22 protein-coding genes, 1 tRNA gene and 1 pseudogene are annotated in these 26547 nt (G+C 68.7%); 11 read left to right on the top strand and 13 right to left on the bottom strand.

Features of this window, described 5'->3' with window-relative positions; translation table 11 throughout:
- Positions 1 to 361: 361 nt before the first annotated feature.
- On the bottom strand, positions 362 to 3343 hold the full coding sequence (locus HC022_RS01710; protein ID WP_368484594.1) for a calcium-binding protein: 2982 nt from the start codon (positions 3341 to 3343) through the stop codon (positions 362 to 364).
- A gap of 327 nt (positions 3344 to 3670) precedes the next feature.
- On the opposite strand from HC022_RS01710, the gene HC022_RS01705 reads away from it, so the two are divergent.
- The gene (locus HC022_RS01705) at positions 3671 to 5239 is read left to right on the top strand and encodes a 2-isopropylmalate synthase (RefSeq protein WP_008887244.1); all 1569 of its coding nucleotides are present in this window, start codon (positions 3671 to 3673) and stop codon (positions 5237 to 5239) included.
- A gap of 57 nt (positions 5240 to 5296) precedes the next feature.
- Here the strand turns inward: HC022_RS01705 and HC022_RS01700 are convergent, their stop codons facing one another.
- Together HC022_RS01700 and HC022_RS01695 are read right to left on the bottom strand one after the other, a co-directional pair.
- Positions 5297 to 6496 carry a hypothetical protein gene (locus tag HC022_RS01700; protein ID WP_167451095.1) on the bottom strand — a complete coding sequence of 400 codons (1200 nt, stop codon included), beginning with the start codon at positions 6494 to 6496 and terminating at the stop codon, positions 5297 to 5299.
- Between the two features lie 216 nt (positions 6497 to 6712).
- Positions 6713 to 7699 carry a D-glycerate dehydrogenase gene (locus tag HC022_RS01695; RefSeq protein WP_008887052.1) on the bottom strand — a complete coding sequence of 329 codons (987 nt, stop codon included), beginning with the start codon at positions 7697 to 7699 and terminating at the stop codon, positions 6713 to 6715.
- A gap of 104 nt (positions 7700 to 7803) precedes the next feature.
- On the opposite strand from HC022_RS01695, the gene HC022_RS01690 reads away from it, so the two are divergent.
- Complete coding sequence (locus HC022_RS01690) at positions 7804 to 8304, top strand: SH3 domain-containing protein (protein ID WP_008886930.1); 501 nt, start codon at positions 7804 to 7806, stop codon at positions 8302 to 8304.
- A 98-nt stretch (positions 8305 to 8402) separates the two neighbouring features.
- Positions 8403 to 9368: an SIS domain-containing protein gene (locus HC022_RS01685; protein ID WP_167451094.1), complete on the top strand. Its 966-nt coding sequence runs from the start codon at positions 8403 to 8405 to the stop codon at positions 9366 to 9368.
- Positions 9369 to 9452: 84 nt separating this feature from the next.
- Here the strand turns inward: HC022_RS01685 and HC022_RS01680 are convergent, their stop codons facing one another.
- From HC022_RS01680 to HC022_RS01665, 4 genes are all read right to left on the bottom strand, one after another.
- A complete protein-coding gene (locus HC022_RS01680; RefSeq protein WP_167451093.1) occupies positions 9453 to 10766 on the bottom strand; it encodes an FtsX-like permease family protein in 1314 nt (437 codons plus the stop codon).
- Positions 10763 to 11458 (bottom strand): ABC transporter ATP-binding protein, encoded by a 696-nt coding sequence (locus HC022_RS01675; RefSeq protein WP_254884864.1) that lies wholly within the window; start codon positions 11456 to 11458, stop codon positions 10763 to 10765. The genes HC022_RS01680 and HC022_RS01675 overlap by 4 nt, the downstream gene beginning before the upstream one ends.
- Before the next feature lie 7 nt (positions 11459 to 11465).
- Positions 11466 to 11888: a hypothetical protein gene (locus HC022_RS01670; RefSeq protein WP_008886537.1), complete on the bottom strand. Its 423-nt coding sequence runs from the start codon at positions 11886 to 11888 to the stop codon at positions 11466 to 11468.
- Between the two features lie 110 nt (positions 11889 to 11998).
- A complete protein-coding gene (locus HC022_RS01665) occupies positions 11999 to 13504 on the bottom strand; it encodes an alkaline phosphatase (RefSeq protein WP_167451092.1) in 1506 nt (501 codons plus the stop codon).
- 454 nt (positions 13505 to 13958) lie between these two features.
- Between HC022_RS01665 and HC022_RS28530 the strand changes: the two are divergent.
- Positions 13959 to 14462, top strand: a pseudogene (locus HC022_RS28530) (dihydroxyacetone kinase subunit DhaK); the annotation flags it as partial.
- Between the two features lie 194 nt (positions 14463 to 14656).
- On the opposite strand, the gene sbmA reads toward HC022_RS28530, so the two are convergent.
- From sbmA to HC022_RS01640, 5 genes are all read right to left on the bottom strand, one after another.
- Positions 14657 to 15964 carry a peptide antibiotic transporter SbmA gene (gene sbmA / locus HC022_RS01660; RefSeq protein ID WP_008886713.1) on the bottom strand — a complete coding sequence of 436 codons (1308 nt, stop codon included), beginning with the start codon at positions 15962 to 15964 and terminating at the stop codon, positions 14657 to 14659.
- 257 nt (positions 15965 to 16221) lie between these two features.
- A tRNA-Thr gene (locus HC022_RS01655) sits at positions 16222 to 16297 on the bottom strand.
- A 46-nt stretch (positions 16298 to 16343) separates the two neighbouring features.
- Positions 16344 to 17888, bottom strand: a complete 1545-nt coding sequence (locus HC022_RS01650; protein WP_008887060.1) for a heme biosynthesis protein HemY — start codon at positions 17886 to 17888, stop codon at positions 16344 to 16346.
- A gap of 10 nt (positions 17889 to 17898) precedes the next feature.
- Positions 17899 to 19455 carry a hypothetical protein gene (locus HC022_RS01645; protein ID WP_167451091.1) on the bottom strand — a complete coding sequence of 519 codons (1557 nt, stop codon included), beginning with the start codon at positions 19453 to 19455 and terminating at the stop codon, positions 17899 to 17901.
- 47 nt (positions 19456 to 19502) lie between these two features.
- On the bottom strand, positions 19503 to 20249 hold the full coding sequence (locus tag HC022_RS01640; RefSeq protein WP_167451090.1) for a uroporphyrinogen-III synthase: 747 nt from the start codon (positions 20247 to 20249) through the stop codon (positions 19503 to 19505).
- Between the two features lie 72 nt (positions 20250 to 20321).
- Between HC022_RS01640 and tsaD the strand changes: the two genes are divergently transcribed.
- From tsaD to HC022_RS01615, 5 genes are all read left to right on the top strand, one after another.
- Complete coding sequence (gene tsaD, locus HC022_RS01635; RefSeq protein WP_167451089.1) at positions 20322 to 21401, top strand: tRNA (adenosine(37)-N6)-threonylcarbamoyltransferase complex transferase subunit TsaD; 1080 nt, start codon at positions 20322 to 20324, stop codon at positions 21399 to 21401.
- Positions 21398 to 22360, top strand: coding sequence for an NAD(P)H-dependent glycerol-3-phosphate dehydrogenase (locus HC022_RS01630; RefSeq protein ID WP_167451088.1), 963 nt, complete (start codon positions 21398 to 21400; stop codon positions 22358 to 22360). Before tsaD ends, HC022_RS01630 begins: the two co-directional genes overlap by 4 nt.
- 1 nt (position 22361) lies before the next feature.
- Positions 22362 to 22631, top strand: coding sequence for a YciI family protein (locus HC022_RS01625; RefSeq protein WP_089956193.1), 270 nt, complete (start codon positions 22362 to 22364; stop codon positions 22629 to 22631).
- The gene (locus tag HC022_RS01620) at positions 22631 to 23050 is read left to right on the top strand and encodes an EVE domain-containing protein (RefSeq protein ID WP_167451099.1); all 420 of its coding nucleotides are present in this window, start codon (positions 22631 to 22633) and stop codon (positions 23048 to 23050) included. Before HC022_RS01625 ends, HC022_RS01620 begins: the two co-directional genes overlap by 1 nt.
- 133 nt (positions 23051 to 23183) lie before the next feature.
- On the top strand, positions 23184 to 23519 hold the full coding sequence (locus HC022_RS01615) for a DUF1761 domain-containing protein (RefSeq protein WP_368484593.1): 336 nt from the start codon (positions 23184 to 23186) through the stop codon (positions 23517 to 23519).
- Positions 23520 to 23876: 357 nt separating this feature from the next.
- Here HC022_RS01615 and HC022_RS01610 read toward each other — a convergent pair whose 3' ends face one another.
- Positions 23877 to 24218, bottom strand: coding sequence for a DUF2853 family protein (locus HC022_RS01610; RefSeq protein ID WP_008886822.1), 342 nt, complete (start codon positions 24216 to 24218; stop codon positions 23877 to 23879).
- Between the two features lie 278 nt (positions 24219 to 24496).
- Between HC022_RS01610 and HC022_RS01605 the strand changes: the two genes are divergently transcribed.
- Positions 24497 to 24934 (top strand): universal stress protein, encoded by a 438-nt coding sequence (locus HC022_RS01605; protein WP_167451087.1) that lies wholly within the window; start codon positions 24497 to 24499, stop codon positions 24932 to 24934.
- A 17-nt stretch (positions 24935 to 24951) separates the two neighbouring features.
- Positions 24952 to 26493, top strand: coding sequence for a sodium:alanine symporter family protein (locus HC022_RS01600; RefSeq protein WP_167451086.1), 1542 nt, complete (start codon positions 24952 to 24954; stop codon positions 26491 to 26493).
- The last annotated feature ends 54 nt before the right edge of the window (positions 26494 to 26547 follow it).

The raw sequence follows: 26547 nt of genomic DNA, 5'->3' as shown, positions 1-26547 counted from the left end.
GATTGCTTCGCGAGCCGCGGCCCCGAGATGCTGGTCTCGGAGATCCTCGCAGCGCAGGAGCGGGGCTGAGGAGCGAAAACCTTCCCTACCACCTTGGTCGTCACGTCGCGCGGAGGGACGCGCCCGATCCTGGGTGGGCGCCTTCGGACCGCCCGAGCCACGCGTTGCATTCGCAAGCAGAGATGTTGTCCAGGTTTTGGGCGGCATCGCCAATGCGCCCTCCCCTGGGGAGGGTCGGGCGCGGCCCGGGTGTGTTGCCCGTGACATGGCCTTAGGCTGGCGATGCGGGAAGTGGTTTCGGGAGTGCAGGTGGGGACCTACGGACCTCGCCATTCCGAGCCACAGGTTTCAGCGGCCCGGCTCACAGCCCCGACGCCGCGACGGTCACGCCCGGCGCGGCGTCAAACTCCAGCGTTTCGACCGCGAAGAGGCGGACCGTGCCGCCGGGCCCCTGCGCGACCAGCCGCGCGCCCTCGCGCGTGAAGGCGTAGGCGTCCTGCGCGCCCGGCAGCAGCGCGCGGTCCTGTCCCGCGCCGCCGTGCAGGTGGTCGTCGCCGCCGCCCGCCACCAGCGTGTCGTCTCCGGCGCCGCCGAGCAGGATGTCCTCTGCCGCCGTGCCCTCGAGCCGCTCGCCCCCACGACCCGCGCGCAGTAGCACGCCACCTGCGAAGCCCGCCGGGTCGCGGTCTTCCCAATCCGAGGGACCGGTGGCGTTGTAGGTCATCAGCATGTCCCAGCGCGGGTTGCTGTCGTCGAGATGCCGCAGCGCCCCCCAGCTGCCCCATTTCGTTGCCGGGGCCACGTCGACGAAGGCGTTGAAGAGCGTGCCGCCCGCCGAGGCCCAGCCGGTCAGCAGCGTCTCGTAGAGCTTGGCCATCTCGGGCGTGTAGTTGAAATACCCGAAGAAGCCGGTGAGGCGCTCGTCCTCGGTGCGCGTTGCCTGTGCGGTGACATGGGTGCCGCCCTCGTACATCACCAGCCGCAGCCCGGCGGCCTCGGCGGCGGAGGCGTGATAGGGCAGGATCTCGTCGGTGAGCTCGGAGAGCGAGCCCTCGAGCAGCGCCAGCGCCACCGGCGCCACGGCGGCCTCGTCCCGGTGGACGCGGATGAACTCGCGCAGCGCCACCCGCTGCAACCCCTGCGCGCGGCCCGCCGCCTCGGCCTCGGCCTCGGCGCGCGCCAGCCAGTCGTCCATCTGCGCCGCCATCTCCTCGCCCCCCAGCTCGTAGCCGAAATACCCGGCCACGGCGTAGGCGTCGAAATCCTCCTGCGGGGCGTGGCCGAGGGTGAGGTAGGCGAGCGGCGCCACGAGGATGTTTTCCTCGAGCCCCGGCCAGCCGGTGTGGGTCGCCATCACCCGCACCAGCCTTTCGGGTGCCTCGTCGCCGAAGGTGTCGGACCAGATCCGCATCACCTGCGCGGCGCGCAGCCCGTAGAACTGCATCCAGCCCGCCTCGGACCGGCCCCAAAGCGCATCGGCCTGCGTCTCGGCCCAGCCCGCCTGCGGGAAGATGTGGTTCCAGACCTCGTTGGAATACTCGACATAGGCCCGCAGCCGCGGGTCGAGCCCGTCACGCACCGTCTCGGCGAAGCGGCGGACGTAGTCGTCATCGGCCATGTGGGGCATGTTGAACCACGGGTCGGCGCCGATCTGGTTGGCGAGCGCGATCATCGCCTCGAGCGGCACGCCCCACGCGGTCCAGGTGTAGTCGCTCATCCGGGGCCGGCTGTCCCAGCCCGTCACCGGCGAGCCGTTGGTCAGCATCCAGTCCATGAAGCGCACGCTGCGCAGGTCATGCACGCGCGCGATCCAGTCGGGGTTGAAGAGCACGCCCGCCTCATAAAGCGGCATCTGGTCCTCGCGGATCACCCGGATGTCGCGGATCGGGTCGCTCTCGTCGGTAGCGCTGATCGAGATCCCCACCGCGCCCTCGCCCGGGCTGTAGGTGAACCCGGCCTCGCCCTCGCCGTAGCGCACCCGGCGCGCGCGGCCGGTGATCTCGAGCCTGCCCTTGCCGGACCAGAGCACCCGGTAGTCGCCGCGCAGGTGCCCGGCGGCCTCGGGCTGGTCGGTGAGCAGCAGCGCCTCGAGCCGCTCGACACCTTCGGGGATGCGCAGCGGCCAGCCGTCCTCGTCGAGCACGCCGCGGGCGCGCAGCTCGTCGATGCCGACCCCGCCCCACTGGCCGGGCAGGTGGCCGGTCCATTCCCGCGCGCTCTTCATCAGGTCGACGAAGGGCTGCTGCGTGGACCAGTCCGAAATGCCGTTGAGCCCCATGCCCAGCGCCGGAGCGCCCTCGGGCGCGGCCCCCGCCTCGGGCAGCGAGACGAGCCCGCGCGGCGGAAGCGGCGCAGCAGGGGTCTGCGCGGGGGCCTCGGCGGTCTGCGCCGGCGGCTCGGGGGCGCCAAGTGCGGCCCGGTCGAGCACGCCCGAGGCCGAGACCGCCTCCCAGATAAGGTCGCGCAGCTCGGGGTAGGCGGCGACGATCTGCGGATGCAGCGTGTCGGGCGGCACGTAGCCCTCGGGCGACGGTGCGCCGTAGAGGGACGCGTGCACGATCATCGCGGCAAGGAAATAGAGGCTCGGCGTGCCATGCGGGTCGGCATCGACATAGAGGTCCTCGGCCTCGAGATCCGACAGCACGCCCCCCGGCCCCAGCAGCGACGACAGCACCGAGGCCACCGGGATCAGCCGCAGGTCGGCCTCGGGCCGGGCGTCGCGCAGTTCGGACAGGTAGCGCGCGTACCAGTCGTGGTAGTCGCCGCGATTGAACGCGTGGAAACGCCGCAGGGCGCGGTCGGCGGGGGGGAAGCGCCGGGTGAAGCCGGACATGTCGGCCCAGCCCTCGTAGATGTAGACCGGCACGTCGGGCACCCGCCCCTGCAGCCAGTCGACAACGGTCAGGGTCGTGCCGAGCGGGCTTTCGTGGCGCGGGTTGTCCCACTCGTAGGGCGCTGCGGGCGGCCGGTACTGGATGAAGTTCGCAGGCGTGATCAGCACCGCGTCGACGCCCGAGTCGGCAAAGCTGCCGCGGCCCGGATCCCAGAAGCCGGTGACGCCGGGAAAGCTCCAGTTCGGGCGTGGCGGCAAGGCCGACGCGAAATCGCGCAGGAAGCCCCACTGCCCCTCGAGCGACAGCGCGCGGCCGCCCGCGTCGGCCATCTGCGCCAGCCAGTAGGGCACGTTGGAATGGGCCTCGTCGCCCAGATGGTGCACGAGGCTGTTGCCGAAGACGTAGACGTCGGCTCCTCCGTCGCCGGTCAGCGCCGACGCGGGCCCTCCCGCTGTCAGCAACGGCGTCGCGGCGGCCAGGACCGCGGCCCGTATCACTCGTCCGATCACTCCCGATCTCCCTGTCTTCGGGCCCCCACCTTCCTGATATGTCCCCGGGTGCGGGTCACTCAAGCCCCGAAGGCGCCCCGGCAGACTCCGGTGTCACCCGGCGCATTTTGCGGGTTTTCATTTATCCTTTAGCGCGTATAGTCCGCCGCATGATGACCCTTGGCCATAATGCGATCCTGTCCCGTGCCCCCGGCGCGGCGCTTGCGCTTGGCCTGCGTCTTCTCCTAATCCGCCTCTGAGCGCGCAGTCCCGGCGCGACCGCTCAGAGGAGGCACGTTTCGCGCCGGCGAAACCCACAGGACGAAGACACTACAGGATTCAGAAGACATGACCGACCAGACCAAAGACCGCGTGTTCATCTTCGACACGACGCTCCGCGACGGCGAGCAATCGCCCGGCGCCACCATGACCCATGACGAGAAGCTCGAGATCGCCGAGCTGCTCGAGGACATGGGCGTCGACATCATCGAGGCCGGATTCCCGATCGCCTCCGAGGGCGACTTCGCCGCGGTCTCCGAGATCGCCAAGCGCAGCAAGGAGTCGGTGATCTGCGGCCTCGCCCGTGCCCAGATCCCCGACATCGACCGCTGCTGGGAGGCGGTGAAATTCGCGCCGCGCCCGCGCATCCACACCTTCATCGGGACCTCGCCGCTGCACCGCGCCATCCCGAACCTCACCATGGACGAGATGGCCGACCGCATCCACCAGACGGTGACCCACGCCCGCAACCTCTGCGACAACGTGCAGTGGTCGCCGATGGACGCGACCCGGACCGAGTGGGACTATCTCTGCCGCGTCGTCGAGATCGCCATCAAGGCCGGGGCCACCACGATCAACATCCCCGACACGGTGGGCTACACCGCGCCTCGCGAATCCGCCGATCTCATCAAGCGGCTGATCGAGACGGTGCCGGGCGCCGACGAGGTGATCTTCGCCACCCACTGCCACAACGACCTCGGCATGGCGACGGCGAACGCGCTGGCCGCCGTCGAGGGCGGTGCGCGCCAGATCGAATGCACGATCAACGGCCTCGGCGAGCGCGCGGGCAACACCGCGCTGGAAGAGGTGGTGATGGCGCTCAAGACCCGCAGCGACATCATGCCCTTCTTCACCGAGATCGACACCCGCAAGATCATGCACATCTCGCGCCGCGTCTCGACCGTCTCGGGCTTCCCGGTGCAGTTCAACAAGGCCATCGTCGGCAAGAACGCCTTTGCCCACGAGTCCGGCATCCACCAGGACGGCATGCTCAAGAACAAGGAGACGTTCGAGATCATGCGACCCGAGGATGTGGGTCTCGCCGGCACCTCGCTGCCGCTCGGCAAGCACTCGGGCCGCGCCGCACTGCGCGCCAAGCTCAAGGATCTCGGCGTCGAGGTCGGTGACAACCAGCTCAAGGACATCTTCGTCCGCTTCAAGGATCTGGCCGACCGCAAGAAGGAGGTCTTCGACGAGGACATCCTCGCGCTGGTGACTGCGGCGATGACCACCGAGGGGACCGATCATCTCGAGATCGTGTCGCTCAAGGTGATCTGCGGCACCGCCGGCCAGGCCGAAGCGGTGCTCGAGATGGAAGTGGGCGGCGAAGAGCGCAGCGCCGACGAATACGGCGACGGCCCGGTCGACGCGACCTTCAAGGCGGTGCGCAAGCTCTACCCGAACAAGGCCCGCCTGCAGCTCTACCAGGTGCACGCGGTGACCGAGGGCACCGACGCACAGGCCACGGTTTCGGTGCGTCTCGAGGAAGACGGAAAGATCGCCACCGGCCAGTCGGCGGACACCGACACCGTGGTGGCCTCGGCTCGCGCCTACGTGAACGCGCTCAACCGGCTGCACGTGCGCCGCAGCCGTACCGGCAGCGACGTCAAGGAAATCAGCTACAAGGACGTGGGCTGAGCCCCATCCCAAGACACCCGCCCGCGATCCGGACGGGTGTTCTTCCTGGCAGGCAGCTTACCAGGGCATCGCGTCCGCATCGGGCGCGGTGGTCGCGAAGAGGTCGAGGACGTCGACCATGACCTCGGGCGCGTGCTCGGTGCCCGCCGGATGCGACGGTTCCTCGCGCCAGACGAAACCGTCCTGATCCACAACTGCATCCCAGCCCTGCCCGTCCCCGCCCGGCGCCTCTGCCGCGACGGCCGGATGGCTGGCCTGCTGGACCACCTCCGCATGCGAGCGGAAGTGGAAGTCGTCGTCGTCGCCACCCCAGCTGGTACCGCCCACCAGCGACAGAACCGTTGCCGCGCGCTCGGGCAGATCCGGCGCCGGCGCGGCACTGACGCTGAAAACGGGCGCGCCGTCAGCCTCCAGACTGACCGGCAGGGGACGCAGGACGTCATCATCGGAGGCATGGCCACCCTTGGCTTCCGCATCGGCGGCGATGGCGAGATCCAACTCGGGGCGCTCCTGCCCGGCGTGACCCACCGCGTGCAGCACAACCTGCAGCGTCACCGGATGGTGGGTGCCAGGCGCGCCGACCGCCGGGGCGTGATCGCCGGTGTCGGTAGGCACCACGCCAAGCGCCGCCGCGACCACGGCACCCACCGGCTCGATCCCCTCATGCCCGCCAGCATCGGTACTGGAGAAGCCCGACGACACCGGCGCCGCCTCCAGCCCCGGATCGCCGGGGAACACCGCGCCGCGCTCGATCCACGACGGGATCAGCCACTGGCCCTCGGCGGGGGTGATGTGGAAATCCTCCTCGAACTCCTCGACGATCTCGAGCGTCACCACATGCCCGAGGCTCACCGCCGCGTTGCGCAGGTTGCGCACGCTGCCGTCGGTTTCGATCCGGGCAAGCGACGCGCCCCCCATGCGACGGCTGGTGATGAGCTGAAGCTCGGCATCCGAGGCATCGTGGGGCTCGTCGTGAGCCGCCTCGTCCTGCGCGTCGCCATGCGCGAGGGCCGTAGCCAGCGTCGGCATCTGTACGAACTCGTCGATGTCGCTGGCCGCATTGTCCGCCGAGAGCACAAGCGCGTGGCCGGGCAGCGCGTGCTCCGCCACGAGGCGGGGCGCGTCACTTGCCGCCCCCTCGTCATAGCCGCGCACCCGCACCGCCCCAGCGACCGAGCAGAGTGACCGGGCCTCGGCCGGTGCGCCGCCGGGGTCGCCCCAGCCCGCAGGTGCCCAGTTTCCGAAGACCTGTTCCAAAACGCACGTCCTTCTTTCAGCCCGAAAGGTTTCCAGTTGCTGAGAAGGTGAGGGACGTGGATGGCAGCCCAAGGCATCCGAATGCGGCGATTCCGAGGCGCTTGCCGAGAGTTTTTCGTGAAACTGGACGGTCGTTAGAACGTTTTACGCGATTCCTGACGCCAATGTGGCAAGGACGTCAGATCCTTGCCACAGCGGGGCCCGCAGGCCCGTGCGTCACTGCATCGAGGGCACGACCTGATCCGGGGGGCGGTGGCCGTCGGCGAAGGTCTTGACGTTGAGCAGCACCTTCTCGCCCATCTCGATGCGGCCCTCCATGGTGGCCGAGCCCATGTGCGGCAGCATCACCACGTTGGCCATGTTCACCAGCTCGGGGTTGCCCTTGATGCCGTGCTGGTAGACGTCGAGCCCGGCGCCCGCGATCTCGCCCGCCTTGAGCATCCGGGTCAGCGCGCTTTCGTCGATGACCTCGCCGCGCGAGGTGTTGACGATCACCGCCGTGGGCTTCAGCAGCTTCAGCCGCCGCGCGTTCAGCAGGTGGAAGGTCGAGGGCGTGTGCGGGCAGTTGACCGAGATCACGTCCATCCGCGCCACCATCTGGTCGAGGCTCTCCCACCAGGTCGCCTCGAGCGCGTCTTCGGTCTCGGGGCGCAGGCGGCGGCGGTTGTGATAATGGATCTGCATCCCGAAGGCGTGGGCGCGTTTCGCCACCGCCTGGCCGATGCGGCCCATGCCGAGGATCCCGAGCCGCTTGCCGCCCAGCCGCGAGCCGAGGAAGGCGGTCGGGGCCCAGCCCTCCCACTCGCCGCGCTGCATCACGGCAAGGCCTTCCTGCATCCGGCGGGTCACCGCCAGCATCAGCGCCATCACCATGTCGGCGGTGTCGTCGGTCATCACGCCCGGCGTGTTCGCCACGAGGATGCCCCGGCGGCGCGCGGTCTCGACGTCGATGTGGTCGATCCCGGCACCGTAATTGGCGATCAGCTTCAGCCGCTCGCCCGCCTGGCCGATCAGGCCGGCGTCGATCTGGTCGGTGACGGTCGGAACCAGCACATCCGCCCCGGACATGGCCGACGCCAGCTCGGCGCGGGTCATTGGGGTATCATCGTCGCGCAGGGTCACGTCGAAGAGCTCGGTCAGGCGGGTTTCGACCGCTTCCGGCAGGCGTCGCGTAACGACAACACTCAGGCGCTTCTGAGGCATGGTGCCCCTCCCCTCCCTTTCCTTGGCTCTCGCTGTTTGGCACAGTGTCTCATGCGCGTGCGGGGCACAAGAACCTCGCCGAAAAAATGCGGGCAGGACAGAGCATGAGCAAGGCAGCTTCGATTGCGGGTCTGATCGCCGCCCTTCTGGCAGGGGGCGCCGCCAGTGCCACGGAAGAGCGCGGAGCGGTCACCAACCTGCCGATTCCACGCTTCGTTTCCCTCAAGGCGGGCGAGACCAACGTGCGGCGCGGGCCGTCGCTGACCCACCGGATCGACTGGGTCTACAAGCGCCGCGGCATGCCTCTAGAGGTGACCGCTGAATACGGCCACTGGCGCCGCGTCCGCGATGTCGATGGCGCCGGCGGCTGGGTCCACTACTCTCTGATCTCCGGCGTGCGCACCGTGCTGGTCGAGGACGACATGCTCGAGCTGCACAGCCGCCCCGGCGACAACATGCCGGTCGAGGCCAAGCTCGCGGTGGGGGTGATCGCCAAGCTCGGCGACTGCACCGTCGACTGGTGCGAGATCTCCGCCGGCGGCTACGAGGGCTGGGCCCACAAGGCGGCGCTCTGGGGCGTGGACGCGGAAGAGACCCGCGACTGACGGCCGCCCCGGTCCGGCACCGCCCCCGACCGTCGCACCGTTGGACATGCGGGCCAGAGCCGGATAACAGGCGGAATGATCTTCAGGGGCAAGCGCACATGACCCAGGCACCGGCAGAGACTCCGACCGACATCGCACGCACGGTGCTGACCACCGAGGCCGAGGCCCTGCGCCGGCTCGCCGACGAGCTGCCAGCCTCGTTCGAGGATGTGATCGCCCTTCTGCTGCACATCAACGGCCGCATCATCGTCTCGGGCATGGGCAAGTCCGGCCACGTGGCGGGCAAGATCGCGGCGACTCTGGCCTCCACCGGCGCGCCCGCTCAGGTGGTCCACCCCGGCGAGGCGTCGCACGGCGATCTTGGCATGATCACCCCCGACGACGTGGTCATCATGATCTCGAACTCGGGCGAGACCCGCGAGCTCGCGGACATGATCGCCCATTGCGCCCGCTTCGCCATTCCCATGATCGCCATGACCCGCCGCGCCGACAGCACGCTGGCGCGTTCGGCCAGCCATTTGCTGCTGATGCCCGACGCCCCCGAGGCCTGCGCCATCGGCATGGCGCCCACCACCTCGACCACCATGGCCATGGCGCTTGGCGACGCGCTGGCGGTGGCGCTGATGCAGGAGCGCGGCTTCGACCGCGAGAACTTCCTCGCGTTCCACCCCGGCGGCTCGCTCGGCGCGCAGCTGCTGCGGGTCTCGGCGGTGATGCACCGGGGCGACGAACTGCCGACGGTCCAAGCGGACACGTCGATGGGCGAGACCCTCGTGGTGATGTCGCAGAAGGGCTTCGGCGTCGCCGCACTGGTCGAGGACGGCAAGCTCAAGGGCGTCATTACCGACGGCGACCTTCGCCGCAACCTCGAGGGGCTGATGGAACGCACCGCGGGCGAGGTCGCGACGCCAAACCCGCGCACCGTCGCCCCCGACGCGCTGCTGACCGAGGCGCTCGGCATGATGAACGCGCGCAAGATCTCGTCGCTGTTCGCCGTCGAGGAGGACGGCACGCTGGTCGGGCTCGTCCACATCCACGACGCACTGCGCGCCGGAGTGGCCTGAGCCCCGGCAGGGCGAGCCCTGGCACCGCGGGCGGCGCGGAAGCCTTGACGGACCACATCGGCTCGCCAAGAACGCAGTCAGCAGTTAGGCCCGCAGCCCGTCCACCACCGGCTGGCGCAGCACCAGCGCCGCGGGCAGCAGCGACAGGATCAGGGTGACGCTGACGAAACCGGCGAGGAAGTGGATCTCGGCCCAGCCCAGCGGCGCGGTCACGAGGATGCCGGTGCGCGCCGTCACCACCTGCGACAGCAGCGCCGCGGTGCCGAGCCCGGTCAGCAGGCCCAGCCCCGCGCCCGCGAGCAGCAGCACCGCGCCGAAGGACCAGACCACCGCGAAGACGAAGCGCGACGGCGCGCCCAGCGCCCGCAGCAGCGCCACCTGCCGGCGGAACAGCCGCGACAGGATGAAAAGCCCGAGCAGCACGCTTGCCGCCACCAGCACCTGTGTCACCAGCGCCATCACCGACATCGCCTGCCGCACGTCGCCCATCACCCGGTAGAGATTGGCGAGCACCGTGCCGGGGAAGAAGGCCATGGTCTCGCTGTCGCGGGTGAACTCCGAGCGCAGCGCGTAGTTGGCCCAGAGCTCCTCGGCATGGACCACGATGGCCGGGGTGCCGGGGAAATAGTCCGGATCGAAGGGCGGCCCGATCTGTTCCTCGCGCTCGGGGGCGTGACCGTTGGCAAGGCCGTGGACCTCCCAGACCGACTCGACCGGCACCAGCAGCGCGTTGTCCCACGGGGTGCCCGTGGGCGCCATGCGGCCGACCACCGTGAGCCCCTCGCCCTCGTGGGCGTGGTCCTCGGCGGCCTCGCCTATGCCATGCGCGGGCTCGAAGCCGTCGCCGATCCCGAGCGGCACGAAGGCGCCGGCGATGGCCTCGTGATGCTCGGCCCACATTCGCCCCTCGATCTTGTCGTCCGAAAGGTAACGGGCGAAGGCCTCGGTGGTGCCCACCAGCGGCGAGGTGCCGTAGCTGTCGCCGAACGCGAGCGGCGCGGCGACCGCGACCTTCTCGTTGCGGGCGATCTCGTCGTAGACCTCGCCCGAGAGCAGCGCCATGTCGCTGGGCTGCAGGTAGACCGCGGCGAAGAGCACGCTCAGCTCGCTGCCCGGCGCCGCCACCACGAGGTCGAACTTGTCCGCCGCCTGCGCGGTGCCGCGGCGCAGCCCGCGTTCCTGCGCCAGAAGGCCGATGCCCATGCCGACCGAGATCGCGATCAGCGCCACGAACATAACCGCCGACCAGCGGAAGCGGGTCAGGATGGCCCGGGTGAGCGGCCAGGGCGCGTAGCCACGCAGGGCGATGGTACCCACCAGCAGACCGGGTAGCAGCAGCAGCGCCAGCTTCAGGACATCCTGCAGCAGGCTCGGCAGGGAATACCACAGGTCGCTCATGCCGTCACACTCCGCTCTTCGGTCAGGGCGCCGTCCGAGATCGTCAGGACCCGGTCCATGCGTTCGAACAGATGCAGGTCGTGGCTGACCGCGATCAGCGTGGTTCCGGTCTCGCGCGCAAGGGGGACGAGATCGTCGATCAGCCGGTCGGCGGCCGCGCGGTCGAGGCTCGCGGTGGGCTCGTCGGCCAGCAGCACCGGCGCCTGCGCGGCCATGGCGCGGGCGATGGCGACGCGCTGGCGCTCGCCGCCCGAGAAGCTGGCGACGCTGCGCTGTGCATCATCGAGCCCCAGCCGTGCGAGCTGCGCCTCGGCCCGTGCCCGCAGGGCGGCGCGCTCGGCGCGGGGACGGAACAGCGCGGTGACGCCGGCGTTGCCCGGCGCGTCAAGCTCTTCGAACAGAAGGAAATCCTGAAAGATCATGCCGACATTGGCGGCACGGAACGCGGTGCGACGCCCTGCGCCCAGCGCCAGCAACTCGGTGTCGCCCCAGCGCACCGACCCCGAGACCCGCTCGAGCAGCCCGGCCAGCGCATAGAGCAGCGTCGACTTGCCCGCGCCCGAAGGGCCGCGGATGCCGACCAGCGCGCCGCCCGGAACCTCGAGCGACGGCAGCGACAGCAGCACGCGGCCGCGCGGGCTGCGCACCTCGAGCCCGGTGACGGAAAGGGACATGGGCATGGACAGGGACATGGGCACCTCAGGCGAAGCTGGCGTCGGCAAGGCGCACCATGCTCAGAAAGCCGGTGTCGGGGTCCTTGTAGGCCCCAAGCTCGAGCACGCCGGAGGTGACGATCCTGACGTTGAACGGGGTCACCTCGACCACGCGCTTGGCATAGACGGCGAGGATGTCGTTGGGCCACTCGGCCTCTGTCTCGCAGAACGGGCAGACCGCCATCGGGCGCCGGGTCAGCACGAAGAAGTTGCTTTCGGCCTTCAGCGGCGGCGCCATGTAGCCCTCGACCCGGATGCGCTTGCCCTCGAGCCCGGTGGCGAGCTCGGACAGATCGTTTCCCCGGCGCTCGTAGAGATCGCGGACCTTGATCATCTCATCCTCGGCGCGGGCGGCAGTGGCCAGCGGCGTGGCGGCGGCGGAGATCAGGAAACTGCGTCGGGTGAGCATGGCGAGGTCCTTTCCGGGATGGTCCTCCGGGCCGGCCCGGTGTGCGGCCGGTCCCCGGAACGGGCAAGGGGGCGCGGCCGCCCCCTGCTTTGGCGTCGTGGCGGCCGGCCTTACTCGGCGGTCACGGCCTGGTTCATGACGTGGAAGATCACGTTCTGCTCGATGGTGCCGTCGAACAGGTGTGCCCACGGGCCCTTGGCGTAGACGGCGACGTCTTCGCCCGAGTGGGTCTCGGAGGACATCGGGATCAGCGCTTCCTGCACGAAGTCCATGTCGGTGGTCTCTTCCTGGGTCAGCTCGGCGCGCGACCCGGCGTAGTCGTTGCCGCCCTCGACCTGCTTCAGCACCGAGCCGGCGCCGTTGAGGTAGCCGATCACGGTGTAGGGCTTGCCGTCGTCGGCGAGCAGCAGCTCGTCGGAGTGCTCGACGCCCTCTTTCGCCACATCGTAGCAGAGGCCGAGGATGTCGGAGCCGCGGCCGCAGTAGCCGTTGAACGCGATGGCGTGCTCGTGGTCGGCGGTGACGATGATCAGCGTGTCGGCGTCATCGGTCAGCTCGTCGGCCATGGCGACGGCCTCGGCGAAGGCGACGCCGTCGGTCAGGGTGCGGTAGGCGTTGCCGTCGTGGTTACCGTGGTCGACGCGGCCGGCCTCGATCTCGAGGTAGTAGCCGTTCTCGTTCTGGCTCAGGTACTCGATGGCGGCCTTGGTCATGTCGGCGAGCGAGGGCTCGTCGTCATCGGCGCGGTCGGCCTCGTATTCCATGTGGCTGTCGTTGAACAGCGCCAGCACCGGGGTGGTGCCATCGAGGGTCAGCTGGTTGAAGGTCTCGGTGTTCCAGGCGTACTGGGCGCCCATGCCGGTGGCCTTCTCGATCAGGTTCTGACCGTCGGGACGGCGTCCGTTGCCACCCTCGTCGAGGGTCACGTCCTCACCGGCGAAGTAGCGGCGACCGCCGCCCATGGCGAGGTCGATGACACCGGCTTCCATCTGGTCGATGAGCTGGGCCGCGATGTCCTTCTGGGCGGTGCAGCCCTCGGGGACTTCGCCTTCCCAGTTGCGGTTGGCGGTCTTCGAGTAGACGGCGGCCGGGGTGGCGTGGGTGATGCGCGCGGTCGAGACGATGCCCACCGACTTGTCCATCTGGCCCGAGACGATCTCGGCGAAGGTGGTCAGCTCGTTGCCGCCGACGGTCGAGCAATCGTCGTGGATCGCGTTCTCACCGAGGTTGATGAGGTTGAAGCGCTGCTTCACGCCGGTGTTCATCGCGCCGGCGGTCGGGGCGGAGTCCGGGGTCTGGGCGTTGATGTTGTAGGTCTTGACCAGCGCCGAGTGGAACTCGGGGGTCTCGTAGGGAAGCACATTCTCTTCGCCCAGCATGCCCTTCAGCTGGCCGTCCATCAGGCGCACGGCGTAGTTGGTGCCGACACCGTTGCCGTCCGCGACGAGCACGATGACGTTCTTCGCGCGCGAGGTGTTGGGCTGGCGGGCCATCATGGCCTCGATGTGCGCCTGACCGTCGGTGAACCACTGGCTGCTGGCCTGCGGCAGGTCCTGTGCCATGGCAGCGGTCGCGGAAACCAGCGCGATGGACGAGATGGAGAGGGTCGTCTTCATGGTCAACTCCTTGGTGTGTCCCAATGGGCGCGCGATGACGCGCGCCGTCCGGTGCGACCCAGACTGCAGGAATGTAACGCTGGCGTGACCTTTCGCGAGAAAGCTGTCAGTGACACAAAAAGAAACCGGGATTTGCCTGCCTGAGCCGTCCAATTGACTGTTATAATATACTATTACAGGCCAGTTTTCCGGGCATCCGGGCAGGATCTGGGCAATTTCACCGCCGATCCTGCCACCGGAAGGTGCGCCGTCAGTCCTCCCCGAGGGCCTCGCGGATGTAGATCTCGATGCGGATGCGCTCCTGCGAGGCCAGTGGCTCCCGCCTTTCGGACGGCGCCCTGAGCACGCTGACCGAGCCGCACACCGCGCTGCGCTCGGGGACACCGTGCGCATCCCCCCCGAAGCCCCGTTCTTTTCGACGCCTCCGGCGCCCGCGTCCACTGAGGAGACCGCAATGAGCCAATTCGTCACCCTGAAGGAAGGCATCGTCGCAGAGGCTGTGGACGGCGTGGTTTCGGCATCGGGCGGGCGGCTCGCGCGGCTCGACGGGTACCCGCATATCCGGGTGGTGCTGCGCGCCGACTGGGACAAGTCCCGCGTGGCGCTGGTCTCGGGCGGCAGCTTAGGGCACGAGCCCGCCCACGCGGGCTTCGTCGGCGCGGGCATTCCGACCGCGGCGATCTGCGGCGACGTCTTTGCCTCGTCCTCGGTCGACGCGGTGCTTGCGGGCATCCTCGCGGTGACCGGCCCGGCGGGCTGCCTGCCGATCATCAAGAACGACACCGGCGTCCGGCTGAACTTCGGCCTCGCCGCCGAGTGCGCCGGGGCCTTCGGGCTCAATGTCGCGATGGTGGTGGTCGATGAAGACATCGCCCTGCCCAGCCTGCCGCAGGCGCGCGGTGTGGCGGGCACGCTCTTCGTGAACAAGATCGCGGGGGCGCTGGCCGAGAACGGCGCCGACCGCACCGCGCAGCCAAGGCCGGACGCTCGGCCTACATCAATGCCGATCAGCTCAAGGGACAGGCCGACCCGGGCGCCGAGGCGGTGGCCCGATCGTTCGAGAGCCTCGCAGCATGGGCGCAGGACGGCACCGGGGATGCGCCGGCCCTGCGGTCGGGCTGCGCAACCTGAGGCGCGGCCCGGTTCCGGGCGTCACTTCTCGAAGTCGTGCACCTGCTTGTGCCCGCCCTCGCCCGGCGCCGGGTCGGGGATGGGCTGGGCAAACCCCTCTTCGCCGATGACCTTCTCGATCTCGGACAGTTCCTCACCGCGGAAGGTCGCCTCGAAGGCGCGCAGGCGTTTGTAGATCGACAGAAGCTCGACGATGGTGGTCCAGGAGTTCACGAGGAACTGGAACGAGCCGCTGACCTGCCCGAAGGCGGTGAGGATCTGCTGCCAGAGGCCCAGCGTGATCTTCCCCGCCACGATGGTCGGCACGAGGATGATGTTCACGTAGATGTTGTCCGCCTGCAGGTAGAGACCGCGCGCGACGTTGAAATACATGTAGTGGAAGTAGAGCCGGAAGTAGTTGTGCCGGACGTTGGAGAAAAGCTGCGCCACGGTCGGCGGCTGCGCCCGCGAGGGGTCGTCCTCGCCATAGACCAGCTCCTTGCGGTAGGCGGCCTCGACCCGCTGGTTGAGGAACTCGAGCCCCGGCAGCCGGATGCCCACCAGCGCCAGAAGCCCGGTGCCGAAGGCGGCCCAGAAGATCAGCGCCACGAAAAGCGGGTGTGGGATCGCGCCCACCAGCGGCAACTCGGTGACATATTGCGAGAGCCCCCAGAGCACCGGCAGGAAGGCGATCAGCGTCATCAGCGCATCCACGACCGACACCCCGAGCCCCTCCATGATGGTGGCGAAGCGCATGGTGTCTTCCTGGACCCGCTGCGAGGCGCCCTCGATGTTGCGGATCGTCGACCAGCGCGACATGTAGTAGTCGTTCATCGCGGTGCGCCAGCGGAACACGTAGTGGCTGACGAAGAACCGGGTGACCACGTAGATCACCGTCGAGACCAGCGCGATCTCGGCGAAGATCACGATCAGCTCGTAGAGATCCCCTGCGGTGACCGACCCATCCCCCGAGAGCGCCTGTTGGAACTCGTCGAAGAACGGCCGGCGCCAGTTGTTGATCGCGACGCTGACCTGCACGCCATAATAGGTGGTGAACAGGATGAAGGCCGAGCCGAGGATCGACCACATCTGCCAGCGGTGCGGATGGTAGAGGAACCAGAACGCCGCGAAGAGCGCCACCCAGACCACGTAGAAGACGTAGAACCACAGGAAGGACGGGGTGTAGAAATACGCGATCCCCACCACGGGCTCGCCCGCGTCCTGCAGGTCGAAGCCTATCATCGAGCCGATCTGCGTACCGACGCCGTACCAGACGAGCATCCCGAAAGCGGTCCAGAGCAGGACCGAGAGGAAAAACTGCTTGGGTTTGGGGAAGAAGGACTCGAACACGCCTGAACAATCCCTATGGGCGGGGCCTGCAGCCCCGGAGCGATGCGAAAGGCATGGCAAGCCTGACCCGCCATGGACACCCGTGCCTAGTGCGCGGCGGCGCGGGAAGTCAAATCAGCATTTCCATCGCGTGCGTTCCCGGTTTCGGAAACACCGCCTCTGGCGTCATCACGCCGGTGTGGCGGCGCCGGTCCACAAACGACGAAGCCCCCGCGAAGGGGGGCGTCGGGTGGGTCGACTTTCTCGGTAGGGGAAAGTGGTGCCGGTGAAGGGACTCGAACCCCCGACCCCATCATTACGAATGACGTGCTCTACCAGCTGAGCTACACCGGCACTGGTGGGCGGCCTCTTAGCACCGGGGCCGCCCGTATGGAAGAGCTTATTTCGCCTCTTCCTTCGGCCGCTCGCCGGTCACCTCCTCGGCGTCCTCGACCTCGGTCGCGGGGGCCGTGGCCGCCGCGGCACCGGTGTCGGAGGGCGGGTTCGGGGTGAGGATCTCGGGCGCTTCGGCCGCGGCTTCGGCGGCGCTCTTCTCGTCGGCCTTGTCGTCGATGGCCCCCACGATCAGCGGCAGCATCTCGGCCCCCGGCGGCACCGCATCGGACTGCGGCGGGGTCTTCCAGCTCAGGGTGTCGAAGCCACCGCAGTTCTCGCAGATCGGCACCCACTCGGCGTGGATGTGGTTGCAGCTGTCGCAGACCCACTGCGGGCCGCGCGGCGCCACAAGCGCCTTTGCCAGCCAGCCGCGGACCTCGGCCTCGCCGGCCCCCTCGCCACGCGCGATGGCGGCCATGATGGTCAGCACACGGGCATCCGGCTCGGTCTCGACCAGATCGCCGAGCGCACGGCGTGCCTCGGGGAAGTCCTCGGCGGCCAGCGCCAGCTCGGCCTTGAGCAGCCGGGTCTCGCGGTGGTTCACCCGCAGCGAGGTGAGCGCGCGGAACCGCTTCATGCGCTCCGCCGGGGTCTCGTCCGGCACGATCTCGGCAAAGGCCGCGGCAAGGTCGGGGTGGGGCTCGACGCTCCAGGTCTTCTTGAGCACCCGGACGGCCTTCTTCGGCTCGCCCTTGGCGATGTAGGACCGTGCCGCCATGCAGGCTCCGGGGATGAGATCCGGCGAGCCCTTGGCCGAAGCGATCGCCGCCTCGCGCGCCTCGATGGGCTTGTCCTCGGCGAAGATGTCCTTGGCCTCGGACAGCGCCAGCACCGCGTCGCGCCGGCGGTAGACGTCGCGCGGCAGGGCGCCGTGCTTGAGCTTGGCCGACAGCGTCTGGCGCGCGCCGCGCCAGTCGTGCTTCTGCGCCTGCAGCTGCAGCAGCGTGTCCTGAATCTCGGCATGCTTGGGCTTGAGCGCAAAGGCCCGCTCGGCGAGCTTCAGCGCCGTGTCGGTGTCGCCCTTGGCGAGCTTCAGCTTCATCATGCCGCGGATGCCGACGAAACGGGTCTCGTCGTTGGCGATGAGCTTCTTGTAGACCTCTTCCGCCTTGCGGGTGTCGCCGGTCATCTCGGCGGCCTGCGCGGTCAGCAGGTTGGTGAGCGCCGGGCGGTGCAGGTAGCGGTCGGCCTTCTGCGCCTTGGCCATGGCCAGCTTGCCCTCGCCCGAGCTGAGCGCCAGCATGCCCTCGGCCAGCGCGTGGTAACCCTTGCGCTCGCGGTTGCGGTCGAAATAGCGCGACAGCGCGGTGTCGTCGCCGTTGATGAACTTCAACAACGCGATCAGCAGCGAGACCAGCTTGAAGACGACGTAGAGCGCGATCACCAGCACGATGACCGCGATCACCGACTGCAGCGGCCCGAGGTTGAACTCGTAGCCGCCGGCGGTGATCTGGATGCCGCCGTGACTCTCCATCACGTAGCCGGCGCCAAGGGTCAGGGCCGCGACGACGGCGACGAAGAGGATGATCTTCAGGAGTGACCAGAGCATGTTGCGACCCTTATTCCTTGTTCAGTTCCAGCGACACCGCGTCGGCGGCGGCGACCGCATCGGCGCGGGTCTGAGCGCGCGAGATCCAGTCCGCGAGCGGTGCCTTGGCCTCGTCCGGCAGCGTGCCGAGCTCGGAGAGCGCGGCGGGCAGATCGCCCGAGCGCAGCGCCGCCTCGGCGCGGGACAGTACCGCATCGGCGGTGTCGCCCTCGCGCGGGGTCACCGACCGGACGCCGAGCTGGTTCGACAGGAAGGTGGCGAAGCGCTCAGTGCCGCCCTCGGTCTCGGACTCTGCCATGCGCGCGGCGGAGAGTGCGTCACGGGCGAGCGGCGGATACTCTTCGACCAGCGCCGATAGGGTCGGGACCCCCTCGGTAGCGGGCGCGGCCAGCGCGTCGGGCACTGTCACGCCGTTTTCCTGCATGGTGCCCAGCGGCTCGGCATAGGGCTCACCGTCGGTGAGCGCCGCGGTGACCTCCGAGAGCGCCGCGCGGGCCTTGGCAACCGCCGCCTGACCCTCGGCATTGGCCTCGGCCTCGAGCGCCTGCTTGGTCATCTGCTCGACCTCGAGCCGCTGCTGGGCGATGGCGTCGCGCAGCAGGTTCAGCTCGTTCTCGTAGGCGGCCATCGCCTCGGGCGAGACCGATTCCTCGACCGGCTTGCGCTCGAGCGCGTCGATGCGGCCCGCGAGTTCGTCGAGCCGGCCCGAGAGGCCGTCGAAATTGCCCGAGGCGGTGTCGATCTGGCCCTGAAGCTCGCCGACCGAGCCTTCGAGCCCCGAAAGGTCGATGCCGTTGGCGGTGTCGGTCGCCGTCTTCACCTCGTCCGCCAGCGCGTCGATGCGGGCGGTCTGGTCGGAAAGCGCGGCGGTGGTCTCTTCCTGGAACGTGTCCCCGTCCCCGGCGAACGGCCAGCCACCGTTCTGGTAGGCAGCGGCACCGTAACCCAGCGCCGCGGCGATCACGCCGCCGATCAGGGCCGAGCCGAAGCCGCCCTTGCGCTCGACGACGCGTTCCTGGACCACGGGGGTCGGTGCCACGACGGGTTCGGGCGCGCGGGTCCCGGGCGTGTCTTCGGCAGGGGTCTCGGATGCATCGGGGCCGGCGACAGTCGCCTCCTCGCTCAGCAGCGTCGCCTCGCCGGCGGAATGGATGCGGTCATCGTCGTAGAGCCCCGAGGCGTCGGTTGCGGCGGCATCGTCGGAGATCGTGTCGTCCCCGGTCACCGTCTCGTCCCCCGGTGCGACGCTGTCGTCGCCGGTCACCGTGTCGTCACCGATGACAACCGTGTCAGCGTCTGCGGTCAGCGTCTCGTCACCGATGGTGTCGGCCCCGTCGGGGAGCGTCTCGTCGCCCGCGGACACCGTGTCGAGCCCCTCGGCCACGATGGTGTCCCCGCCCGGCCCGGAGGTCTCGGCCTCGTCTCCGGTGACGTTCTTCGCGTCCTCGTCCTCGGTCACCACCGTGCCGGAAGCGGTCTCCGGCGTCAGCTCGGTCTCGGGAGACTTCGCCGCATCGACCTCGGCGTTGTCCTCGGTGCCGTCCACTGGCTTTTTCTCGTCGGCCACGCTCCACCCTTTCAAATTCGTTCGTGCGGCACGTTACCCGTGCCTGTCTAACCTTTCACAGACCCGTGACCCTTAACAAGCGCCCCGCAGTCTTTCAGTAAACCAATCACAGCCGAACGCATATGGGCCGCATCCGGATGCTTCGGAATTTCGAGTCGACTCACATATAGCCCGCCCAGCGCCGCGGCCACATCCCCGCTCATCGCTGCGACGAAAAGCGGCGCGCGTCCCTGGACCACCTGCGCAAACTGGGCTGCGCTGCGCGGAGAGAAAAGCGGAACGATCACGGGCGCATCGCCATCGAGCACCGCTTTCGCCGCGGCGCTCAATTCCTGTGCAGGCTGGTCATAGAGTTCGGCCTCGCGGGTCGGGATGCCCGCCGCGGTGAGCCGCGCCGCGACATCGCCCTTGCCGTGCCGTCCGCGCAGGTGCAGCAGCGGCCCCGCCGGCGCCTCGCGGGTGATGAACTGCACGAGCGCGTCGGCATTGCCCCGGGCGCTGCGGGGCGAGAAGCCCGCCGCCCGCGCCGCCGCCGCCGTGGCGTCGCCCACCGTGTAGCAGAGCGGCAGCACCGCGCCGCCAAGCACCCGGTACGAGGAGACGCCATTGGCCGAGGTGAAGATCACGCCGCGGATGTCCGACATCTCGGGCAGCGGGCCGTTCACGGAAATCCGGATCAGCGGGCTGGTGATGACGCGGGTCCCGGTCAGCCCCTCGGCTTCGAGGTCCGACGCGAACCGCCGCGACGCCGCGTCGGGACGGGTCAGAAGCAGGACAGGGTCGGGCTGGGCCATGGGCGGTCTGGCATTGTGAGGCGAATACGCAGGTGGTAGCTGCATGGGAAGGGCTTTGCAATGGACGCGGACATGCCGGACAAGATCCTCCTCGGGCTGGAAAGCAGTTGCGACGACACCGCCGCGGCGGTGCTGCGTGGCCGCGAGATCCTGTCCTCGGTGGTGATGGGCCAGACCGAGCTGCACGCGGCCTTCGGCGGCGTCGTCCCCGAGATCGCCGCCCGTGCCCACGCGGAAAAGCTGGATCTGGCGGTCGAGCAGGCGGTGGCGCAGGCCGGGATTTCCCTCCACGACGTCGACGCGGTGGCGGTCACCGCCGGGCCCGGGCTGATCGGCGGCGTGCTCTCCGGCGTGATGATGGCCAAGGGGCTCGCGGCGGGACTCGGCAGGCCGCTCGTGGGGGTGAATCACCTCGCCGGCCACGCGCTGACGCCGCGGCTCACCGACGGGCTCAGCTATCCCTACCTGATGCTGCTGGTCTCGGGCGGGCATTGCCAGTTCCTTATCGTGCGCGGCGCGCAGGATTTCACCCGGCTCGGCGGCACCATCGACGACGCCCCGGGCGAGGCCTTCGACAAGACCGCGCGGCTGCTCGGCCTGCCGCAACCCGGCGGCCCCTCGGTCGAGGCCACGGCGGTGGGCGCCGACGAGCGCCGCTTCGCCTTCCCGCGCCCGCTGCTCGACCGCGAGGGCTGCGACCTCAGCTTCTCCGGCCTCAAGACCGCTCTGCTGCGCCTGCGCGACCGGCTGGTCGAGGCGCAGGGCGGGCTTCACGAGGCCGACCGCGCCGATCTCTGCGCCGGGTTCCAGGCCGCGGTGCGTGACGTGCTGCGCGAAAAGACCCGCCGCGCGCTGGCGCTCTACCTTGCCGAAGCGCCCGCCGAGCCCGCCTTCGCCATCGCCGGCGGCGTCGCCGCGAACCAGGCGATCCGGGCCGGGCTCGAGACGCTCTGCGCCGAGCATGGCGTACGCTTCACCGCGCCGCCGCTGCGGCTCTGCACCGACAACGCGGCGATGATCGCCTACGCCGGATCCGAGCTGCTGGCCGCGGGCGAGACCTCGGACATGGCGCTTTCGGCCCGGCCGCGCTGGCCGCTCGACCGCAGCGCAGCCCCCCTGCTGGGCTCGGGCAAGAAGGGCGCCAAGGCATGAGCGTCGCGGTGCTCGGGGCGGGTGCCTTCGGCACCGCGCTGGCGCTGAGCCTGAGCCGCGAGGGCCACGCCCCGCGCATCTGGGCCCGCGACGCCGCCACCGTCGACGCGATCAACCACGAGCACCGCGCCCCGCGCCTGCCCGCGATCACCCTGCCCGACACGATCACCGCGAGCACCGATATCGACGCGGTGGCACAGGCCGAAACTCTGCTGCTGGCGGTGCCGATGCAGTCGCTGCACGATCTGCTGTCGCGCATCGCCGCGCCGCTCGCCGGGCAGCGGCTGGTGGCCTGCTGCAAGGGCGTCGATCTGGCCGAGCTGACCGGGCCCACCGGCGTCATCGCCCATGCCAAGCCCAAGGCCATCCCCGCGATCCTCACCGGCCCGAGCTTCGCCGACGACATCGCCCGCAACCTGCCCACGGCGCTCACGCTCGCCTGCCGGGACGAGGCCGCGGGCGAGGCGCTGCAGCATGAACTCTCCACCGGGGCGCTGCGGCTCTACCGCACCACCGACACCACCGGGGCCGAGCTGGGCGGCGCGCTGAAGAACGTCATCGCCATCGCCTGCGGCGCCTGCATCGGCGAAGGTATGGGCGACAGCGCCCGCGCCGCGCTGATGACCCGCGGTTTCGCCGAGATGACCCGCCTCGCGGCCCGGCTCGGCGCCCGGCCCGAGACGCTGGCGGGACTCTGCGGCCTTGGCGACCTTGCGCTCACCTGCACGTCGGAGCTGTCGCGCAACTACCGCTTCGGCCTTGCGCTCGGCCGTGGCGAGAACTTCGATGCCCATCTCACCGTCGAGGGCGTAAAGACCGCCGAAGCCGTCACCCGCCTTGCCGCGAAGCTGGGCGTCGACCTGCCGATCTGCGCGATGGTGCACGAGGTGTCGACCGGCGGCACCAGCGTCACCGAGGCCATCCGTTACCTGCTCAACCGACCATTGAAGGAAGAATGACATGCTGATCGCCCTCATCGCCAAGGACAAGAAAGGCGCCCTGCAGACCCGCAAGGACAACCGCGATGCCCATCTCGCCTACATCGACTCGACCGGCGTCGTGACGCAGGCGGGTCCGCTGCTGGATGACGCCGGCGACATGGCGGGCAGCCTCGTGATCCTCGACGTCACCGACATGAGCGCGGCGCAGGACTGGGCCGCCAACGATCCCTACGCCAAGGCCGGGCTCTTCGAGAGCGTCGAGCTGATGGCATGGAAGAAGGTGATCTGATGAAATACTGGCTCTTCAAGTCAGAGCCCTCGGCCTGGTCCTGGGAAGACCAGGTCGCCAAGGGTGACGCGGGCGAGGAATGGACCGGCGTCCGCAATTACCAGGCCCGCAACTTCATGCGCGAGATGGCGCTCGGCGACCGCGGCTTCTTCTACCATTCCCTCAAGGAGAAGGCGATCGTGGGCGCGGTCGAGGTCAGCGCCGAGTCGCACCCCGACAGCTCGACCGACGATGACCGCTGGGAGTGCGTCGACATCCGCGCGCTGGCCCCGGCCCGCACCCCGGTCACCCTCGACGACATCAAGGCCGACCCGCGCCTCACGGACATGGTGCTGGTGAAGAACTCGCGCCTGTCGGTGCAGCCGGTGACCGAGGACGAATGGCACGCGATCTGTGCCATGGCCGGGATCGAACTCTAGGCGCACCTGCGCCGACCTGGCAGAGGTTCCGCGTCTGACACGTCAGAACGGGAGATTTCGGCAATGGGACCGTTGGCGGTGATCGTGGCGGCGGCGGCCGGGTGGATCCCGGGCGCGGTGTTAGCGGTGTTAGATGACCCTTTCGAAGGCGTGGCTGGCGGCCACCGGCATCGAATGCGACGAACCCGGCAAGCCCAAGGGCGGCAGCCCCCTTCCCTTCGTCCTTTCCGCCGAGGCGATGCTTCTGGTCGCGGGCATGACGCGCCACATCTTCGGCATGGGCGGCATCCCCTCGCCGGGCGCGGCCCTCGGGGCGGGGCCGGGCAGCGGGCTCTTCTTCATCTCGCCGTGGATCATGATCAACAACGCCTGCGAGATGCGCCCCTTCCGGCTGACGCTGATCAACGGCGCCTACGCCACCTTCGGCTGTGCGCTGATGGGGCTGGTGCTGAAGCTGTTTCAGGGCTGAGGTGTCGGGCTGAGTTTGCCGGGCTCAAAGAGCCGGGGGCTCGTTCTTTGCGGGCGGAAGAAGAACGGCCCCGTACGGCCATTGCCGCCGACGTCCCCCGGACCGACCATCGCGGTCACAGACCCAGGCTGAGTAACCCCTCCGCCAAACGGCGAAACGGGGTCCGGTCAGAGGCCGAACCCCGCTCTCACCCCACCCATGCTCCCACATGTGATCGGTTCGATCCGGTTCCGGCCTTCTGGCCACCCCCCGGTTCTACACGATTCCACACCCCAGGAGCAAAGGCGAACTGTCTAAAACCCTGATGGAAAACGGCAACGCCCGGTTAAGACCCGGGCGCCACGCGCGGTGGATGGATCAGGCGTAGGCGCCTTCCTTCCCGAAGTGCTTCACCAGCAGGTAGTAGACCACGGCGCGGTACTTGTTGCGCTCGGACCGGCCGTAGGTCTCGATCACCGAGTTGATCGCATCCATCAGCTCGGGCCCGTCCGGCAGGCCCAGCTTGCGCATCAGGAAGTTGGTCTTCACCGTTTCGAGCTCGCCCTCCTGCGTGGCGGCGACGGTCGAGGCGTCGTCGTTGTAGATCGCCGGACCGCAGCCGATGGTGACCTTGGTCAGCAGGTCCATGTCTGGCTCCATCCCGCATTTCCCGCGCAGATCGTCAGCGTATTTCGCGATCAGCTCGTCTCGTTTGCCCATGGTGTCTCCTCCCGTTCCTGGCGGATGTCCCGCCCCAGAGTCGCGGATCCGGTGCCGCGAACGGCCCCAGCTTATCGCCATGGACGCAGAGAAAAAGACTTTTGCGCTGCTGCGTTTCTGCAATTCACGGCGAAATTCCGCGAGAATCTCACAATTTCAGGTTGATATGAAAAAATCTCGTGACAGCTGCAGCACCCCTCGCCCAGCATTGTCGCATCCGTGACGCACCGATTTCGCGCCGCGGGCTGGCGGATTAAAGACAAAAAGGGACAGTCGCAATGAGTTCAGAAACATTCGTCGTCGCCTACGAGGGCGACCCAGACGACCCCAACGTGCTCGACTACGCGATCCATCGCGCCAAGGCCGAAGGCGCCCGGCTGCTGCTGATCCACGTGCTCGAATGGTCGCCCTACTCCTTCCTCACCCCGCAGGAAGTGGAAGAGCGTCACGGCCGGCGCAAGCAGGAACTCGCCCGCGCCAACGAGGTCGTCATGGCGCCTGCACTGGCGAAATGCGAGGCCGCCGGCGTCCCGGCGGACGGCAAGATCCGCTACGGCCAGGTCGTCGAGCTGATCCTGGAAGAGACCAAGACCGCCGGAGCGACGGTGATCTTCGTGGGCCGGGCGGGCTCGAACTCCATGGCGGCGCGGGTCTTCGGCTCGGTCCCTCTGGGGCTCGCGCAGGTCGCCCCCGTCCCCACAGTCATTGTGCCCTGAGCCAAGGAGACACCGGAATGTTTGACAGAAAAGCCTTTCCCCTCGCCGCCGGCTTCGCGCTCTCGGGTGCCGCCGCGCAGGCCCAGACCATCGACGAGACCATCAACTCGGTCGTCGGCGCCGTCACCGGCCCCTTCGTCAGCTTCATCTTCTCGCCCTTTCCCGGCACCTCGTTCCCGTGGATCGTGCTCTGGCTGGTGATCGCGGCGACGATCTTCACCCTCTATTTCGCCTTCGTGCAGTTCCGCTCGTTCCCGCATTCCATCGCGCTGGTGTCGGGCAAGTACTCCGACCCCAATGACGCGGGCGAGGTCAGTCACTTCCAGGCCCTCGCCACGGCGCTTTCAGGCACAGTAGGCCTCGGCAACATCGCGGGCGTCGCGGTGGCGGTCTCCATCGGCGGCCCCGGAGCCACCTTCTGGATGATCCTCGCGGGCCTCATGGGCATGGCCTCGAAATTCACCGAATGCACCCTCGGCGTGAAGTTCCGCAACGAGTACCCGGACGGCACCGTCTCGGGCGGGCCGATGTACTACCTGTCCAAGGGCATGGCGGTGCGCGGCTTCGGCGGACTCGGCAAGGGGCTGGCGATTCTCTTCGCGATCTTCTGCGTGCTGGGCTCGCTCGGCGGCGGCAACATGTTCCAGGCCAACCAGGCCCATGCGCAGCTCGTCAACATCGTCGGCGACTACCCGGGCTGGATCACCGGCGTGATCTTCGCGGCCATCGTCTTTGCCGTCATCGTCGGGGGCCTGAAGTCCATCGCACAGGTGACCGAGAAGATCGTGCCCTTCATGGGCGTGCTCTACGTCGGCACCGCGCTGATCGTGCTGCTGATCAACTACGACAGGATCGGCTGGGCCTTCGGTGAGGTCTTCGACGGCGCCTTCACCGGCGCGGGCGTCGCGGGCGGGCTCGTCGGCGCGCTGATCCAGGGCTTCAAGCGCGCCGCCTTCTCGAACGAGGCGGGCGTGGGCTCGGCCGCCATCGCGCACTCGGCGGTGAAGACCAAGGAGCCGATCACCGAAGGCTTCGTGTCGCTGCTCGAACCCTTCATCGACACCGTGGTGATCTGCACCATGACCGCGCTCGTGATCATCATCACCGGCGTGCTGCAGGTCGACCCCGAGACCGGCAACTACCTCTGGAACGCCGAGCTCGGCCGGGTCGAGACCGTGGGCGACGTCTCGGGCGTGGCGCTGACCTCGGCCGCTTTCGGCTCGGCGCTGAGCTGGTTCCCCTACATCCTCGCGATCGCGGTGATCCTCTTCGCCTTCTCCACGATGATCTCCTGGAGCTACTACGGCCTCAAGGCGTGGACCTACATGTTCGGCGAGGGCAAGGCGCAGGAGCTGTCCTTCAAGATCCTGTTCTGCGTCTTCGTCATCATCGGCGCGGCGATGAACCTCGGCCCGGTGATCGACTTCTCCGACGCCGCGATCTTCGCGATGGGGCTGGTGAACATTTTCGGGCTCTACTTCCTGATGCCGATCGTGAAGGCCGAACTGAACAGCTACAACGCGCGGCTCAAATCGGGAGAGATCAAGCGCTTCGCCTGACCGGGGCGCACCGGCGGGAGGCGTCCGCGCCTCCTGCCATTCAGGGAGAGGAAC

This window comes from Salipiger sp. HF18 (assembly GCF_011806505.1).
Taxonomy (GTDB): Bacteria; Pseudomonadota; Alphaproteobacteria; order Rhodobacterales; family Rhodobacteraceae; genus Salipiger; species Salipiger thiooxidans.
The sequence above is the reverse complement of the archived record's forward strand: the minus strand, read 5'-3'. Positions and strand labels throughout refer to the sequence as shown.

Coding starts and splice junctions, on each gene's coding strand:
- HC022_RS01690 (WP_008886930.1), top strand. CDS start 7,804: ATGAGCAAGGCAGCTTCGATTGCGGGTCTGATCGCCGCCCTTCTGGCA.
- HC022_RS01640 (WP_167451090.1), bottom strand. CDS start 20,249: ATGGCCCAGCCCGACCCTGTCCTGCTTCTGACCCGTCCCGACGCGGCG.
- HC022_RS01615 (WP_368484593.1), top strand. CDS start 23,184: ATGACCCTTTCGAAGGCGTGGCTGGCGGCCACCGGCATCGAATGCGAC.
- HC022_RS01625 (WP_089956193.1), top strand. CDS start 22,362: ATGCTGATCGCCCTCATCGCCAAGGACAAGAAAGGCGCCCTGCAGACC.
- HC022_RS01670 (WP_008886537.1), bottom strand. CDS start 11,888: ATGCTCACCCGACGCAGTTTCCTGATCTCCGCCGCCGCCACGCCGCTG.
- HC022_RS01600 (WP_167451086.1), top strand. CDS start 24,952: ATGTTTGACAGAAAAGCCTTTCCCCTCGCCGCCGGCTTCGCGCTCTCG.
- HC022_RS01675 (WP_254884864.1), bottom strand. CDS start 11,458: ATGTCCCTGTCCATGCCCATGTCCCTTTCCGTCACCGGGCTCGAGGTG.
- HC022_RS01620 (WP_167451099.1), top strand. CDS start 22,631: ATGAAATACTGGCTCTTCAAGTCAGAGCCCTCGGCCTGGTCCTGGGAA.
- HC022_RS01605 (WP_167451087.1), top strand. CDS start 24,497: ATGAGTTCAGAAACATTCGTCGTCGCCTACGAGGGCGACCCAGACGAC.
- HC022_RS01665 (WP_167451092.1), bottom strand. CDS start 13,504: ATGAAGACGACCCTCTCCATCTCGTCCATCGCGCTGGTTTCCGCGACC.
- HC022_RS01610 (WP_008886822.1), bottom strand. CDS start 24,218: ATGGGCAAACGAGACGAGCTGATCGCGAAATACGCTGACGATCTGCGC.
- HC022_RS01630 (WP_167451088.1), top strand. CDS start 21,398: ATGAGCGTCGCGGTGCTCGGGGCGGGTGCCTTCGGCACCGCGCTGGCG.
- tsaD (WP_167451089.1), top strand. CDS start 20,322: ATGCCGGACAAGATCCTCCTCGGGCTGGAAAGCAGTTGCGACGACACC.
- HC022_RS01705 (WP_008887244.1), top strand. CDS start 3,671: ATGACCGACCAGACCAAAGACCGCGTGTTCATCTTCGACACGACGCTC.
- HC022_RS01650 (WP_008887060.1), bottom strand. CDS start 17,888: ATGCTCTGGTCACTCCTGAAGATCATCCTCTTCGTCGCCGTCGTCGCG.
- HC022_RS01680 (WP_167451093.1), bottom strand. CDS start 10,766: ATGAGCGACCTGTGGTATTCCCTGCCGAGCCTGCTGCAGGATGTCCTG.
- HC022_RS01695 (WP_008887052.1), bottom strand. CDS start 7,699: ATGCCTCAGAAGCGCCTGAGTGTTGTCGTTACGCGACGCCTGCCGGAA.
- HC022_RS01685 (WP_167451094.1), top strand. CDS start 8,403: ATGACCCAGGCACCGGCAGAGACTCCGACCGACATCGCACGCACGGTG.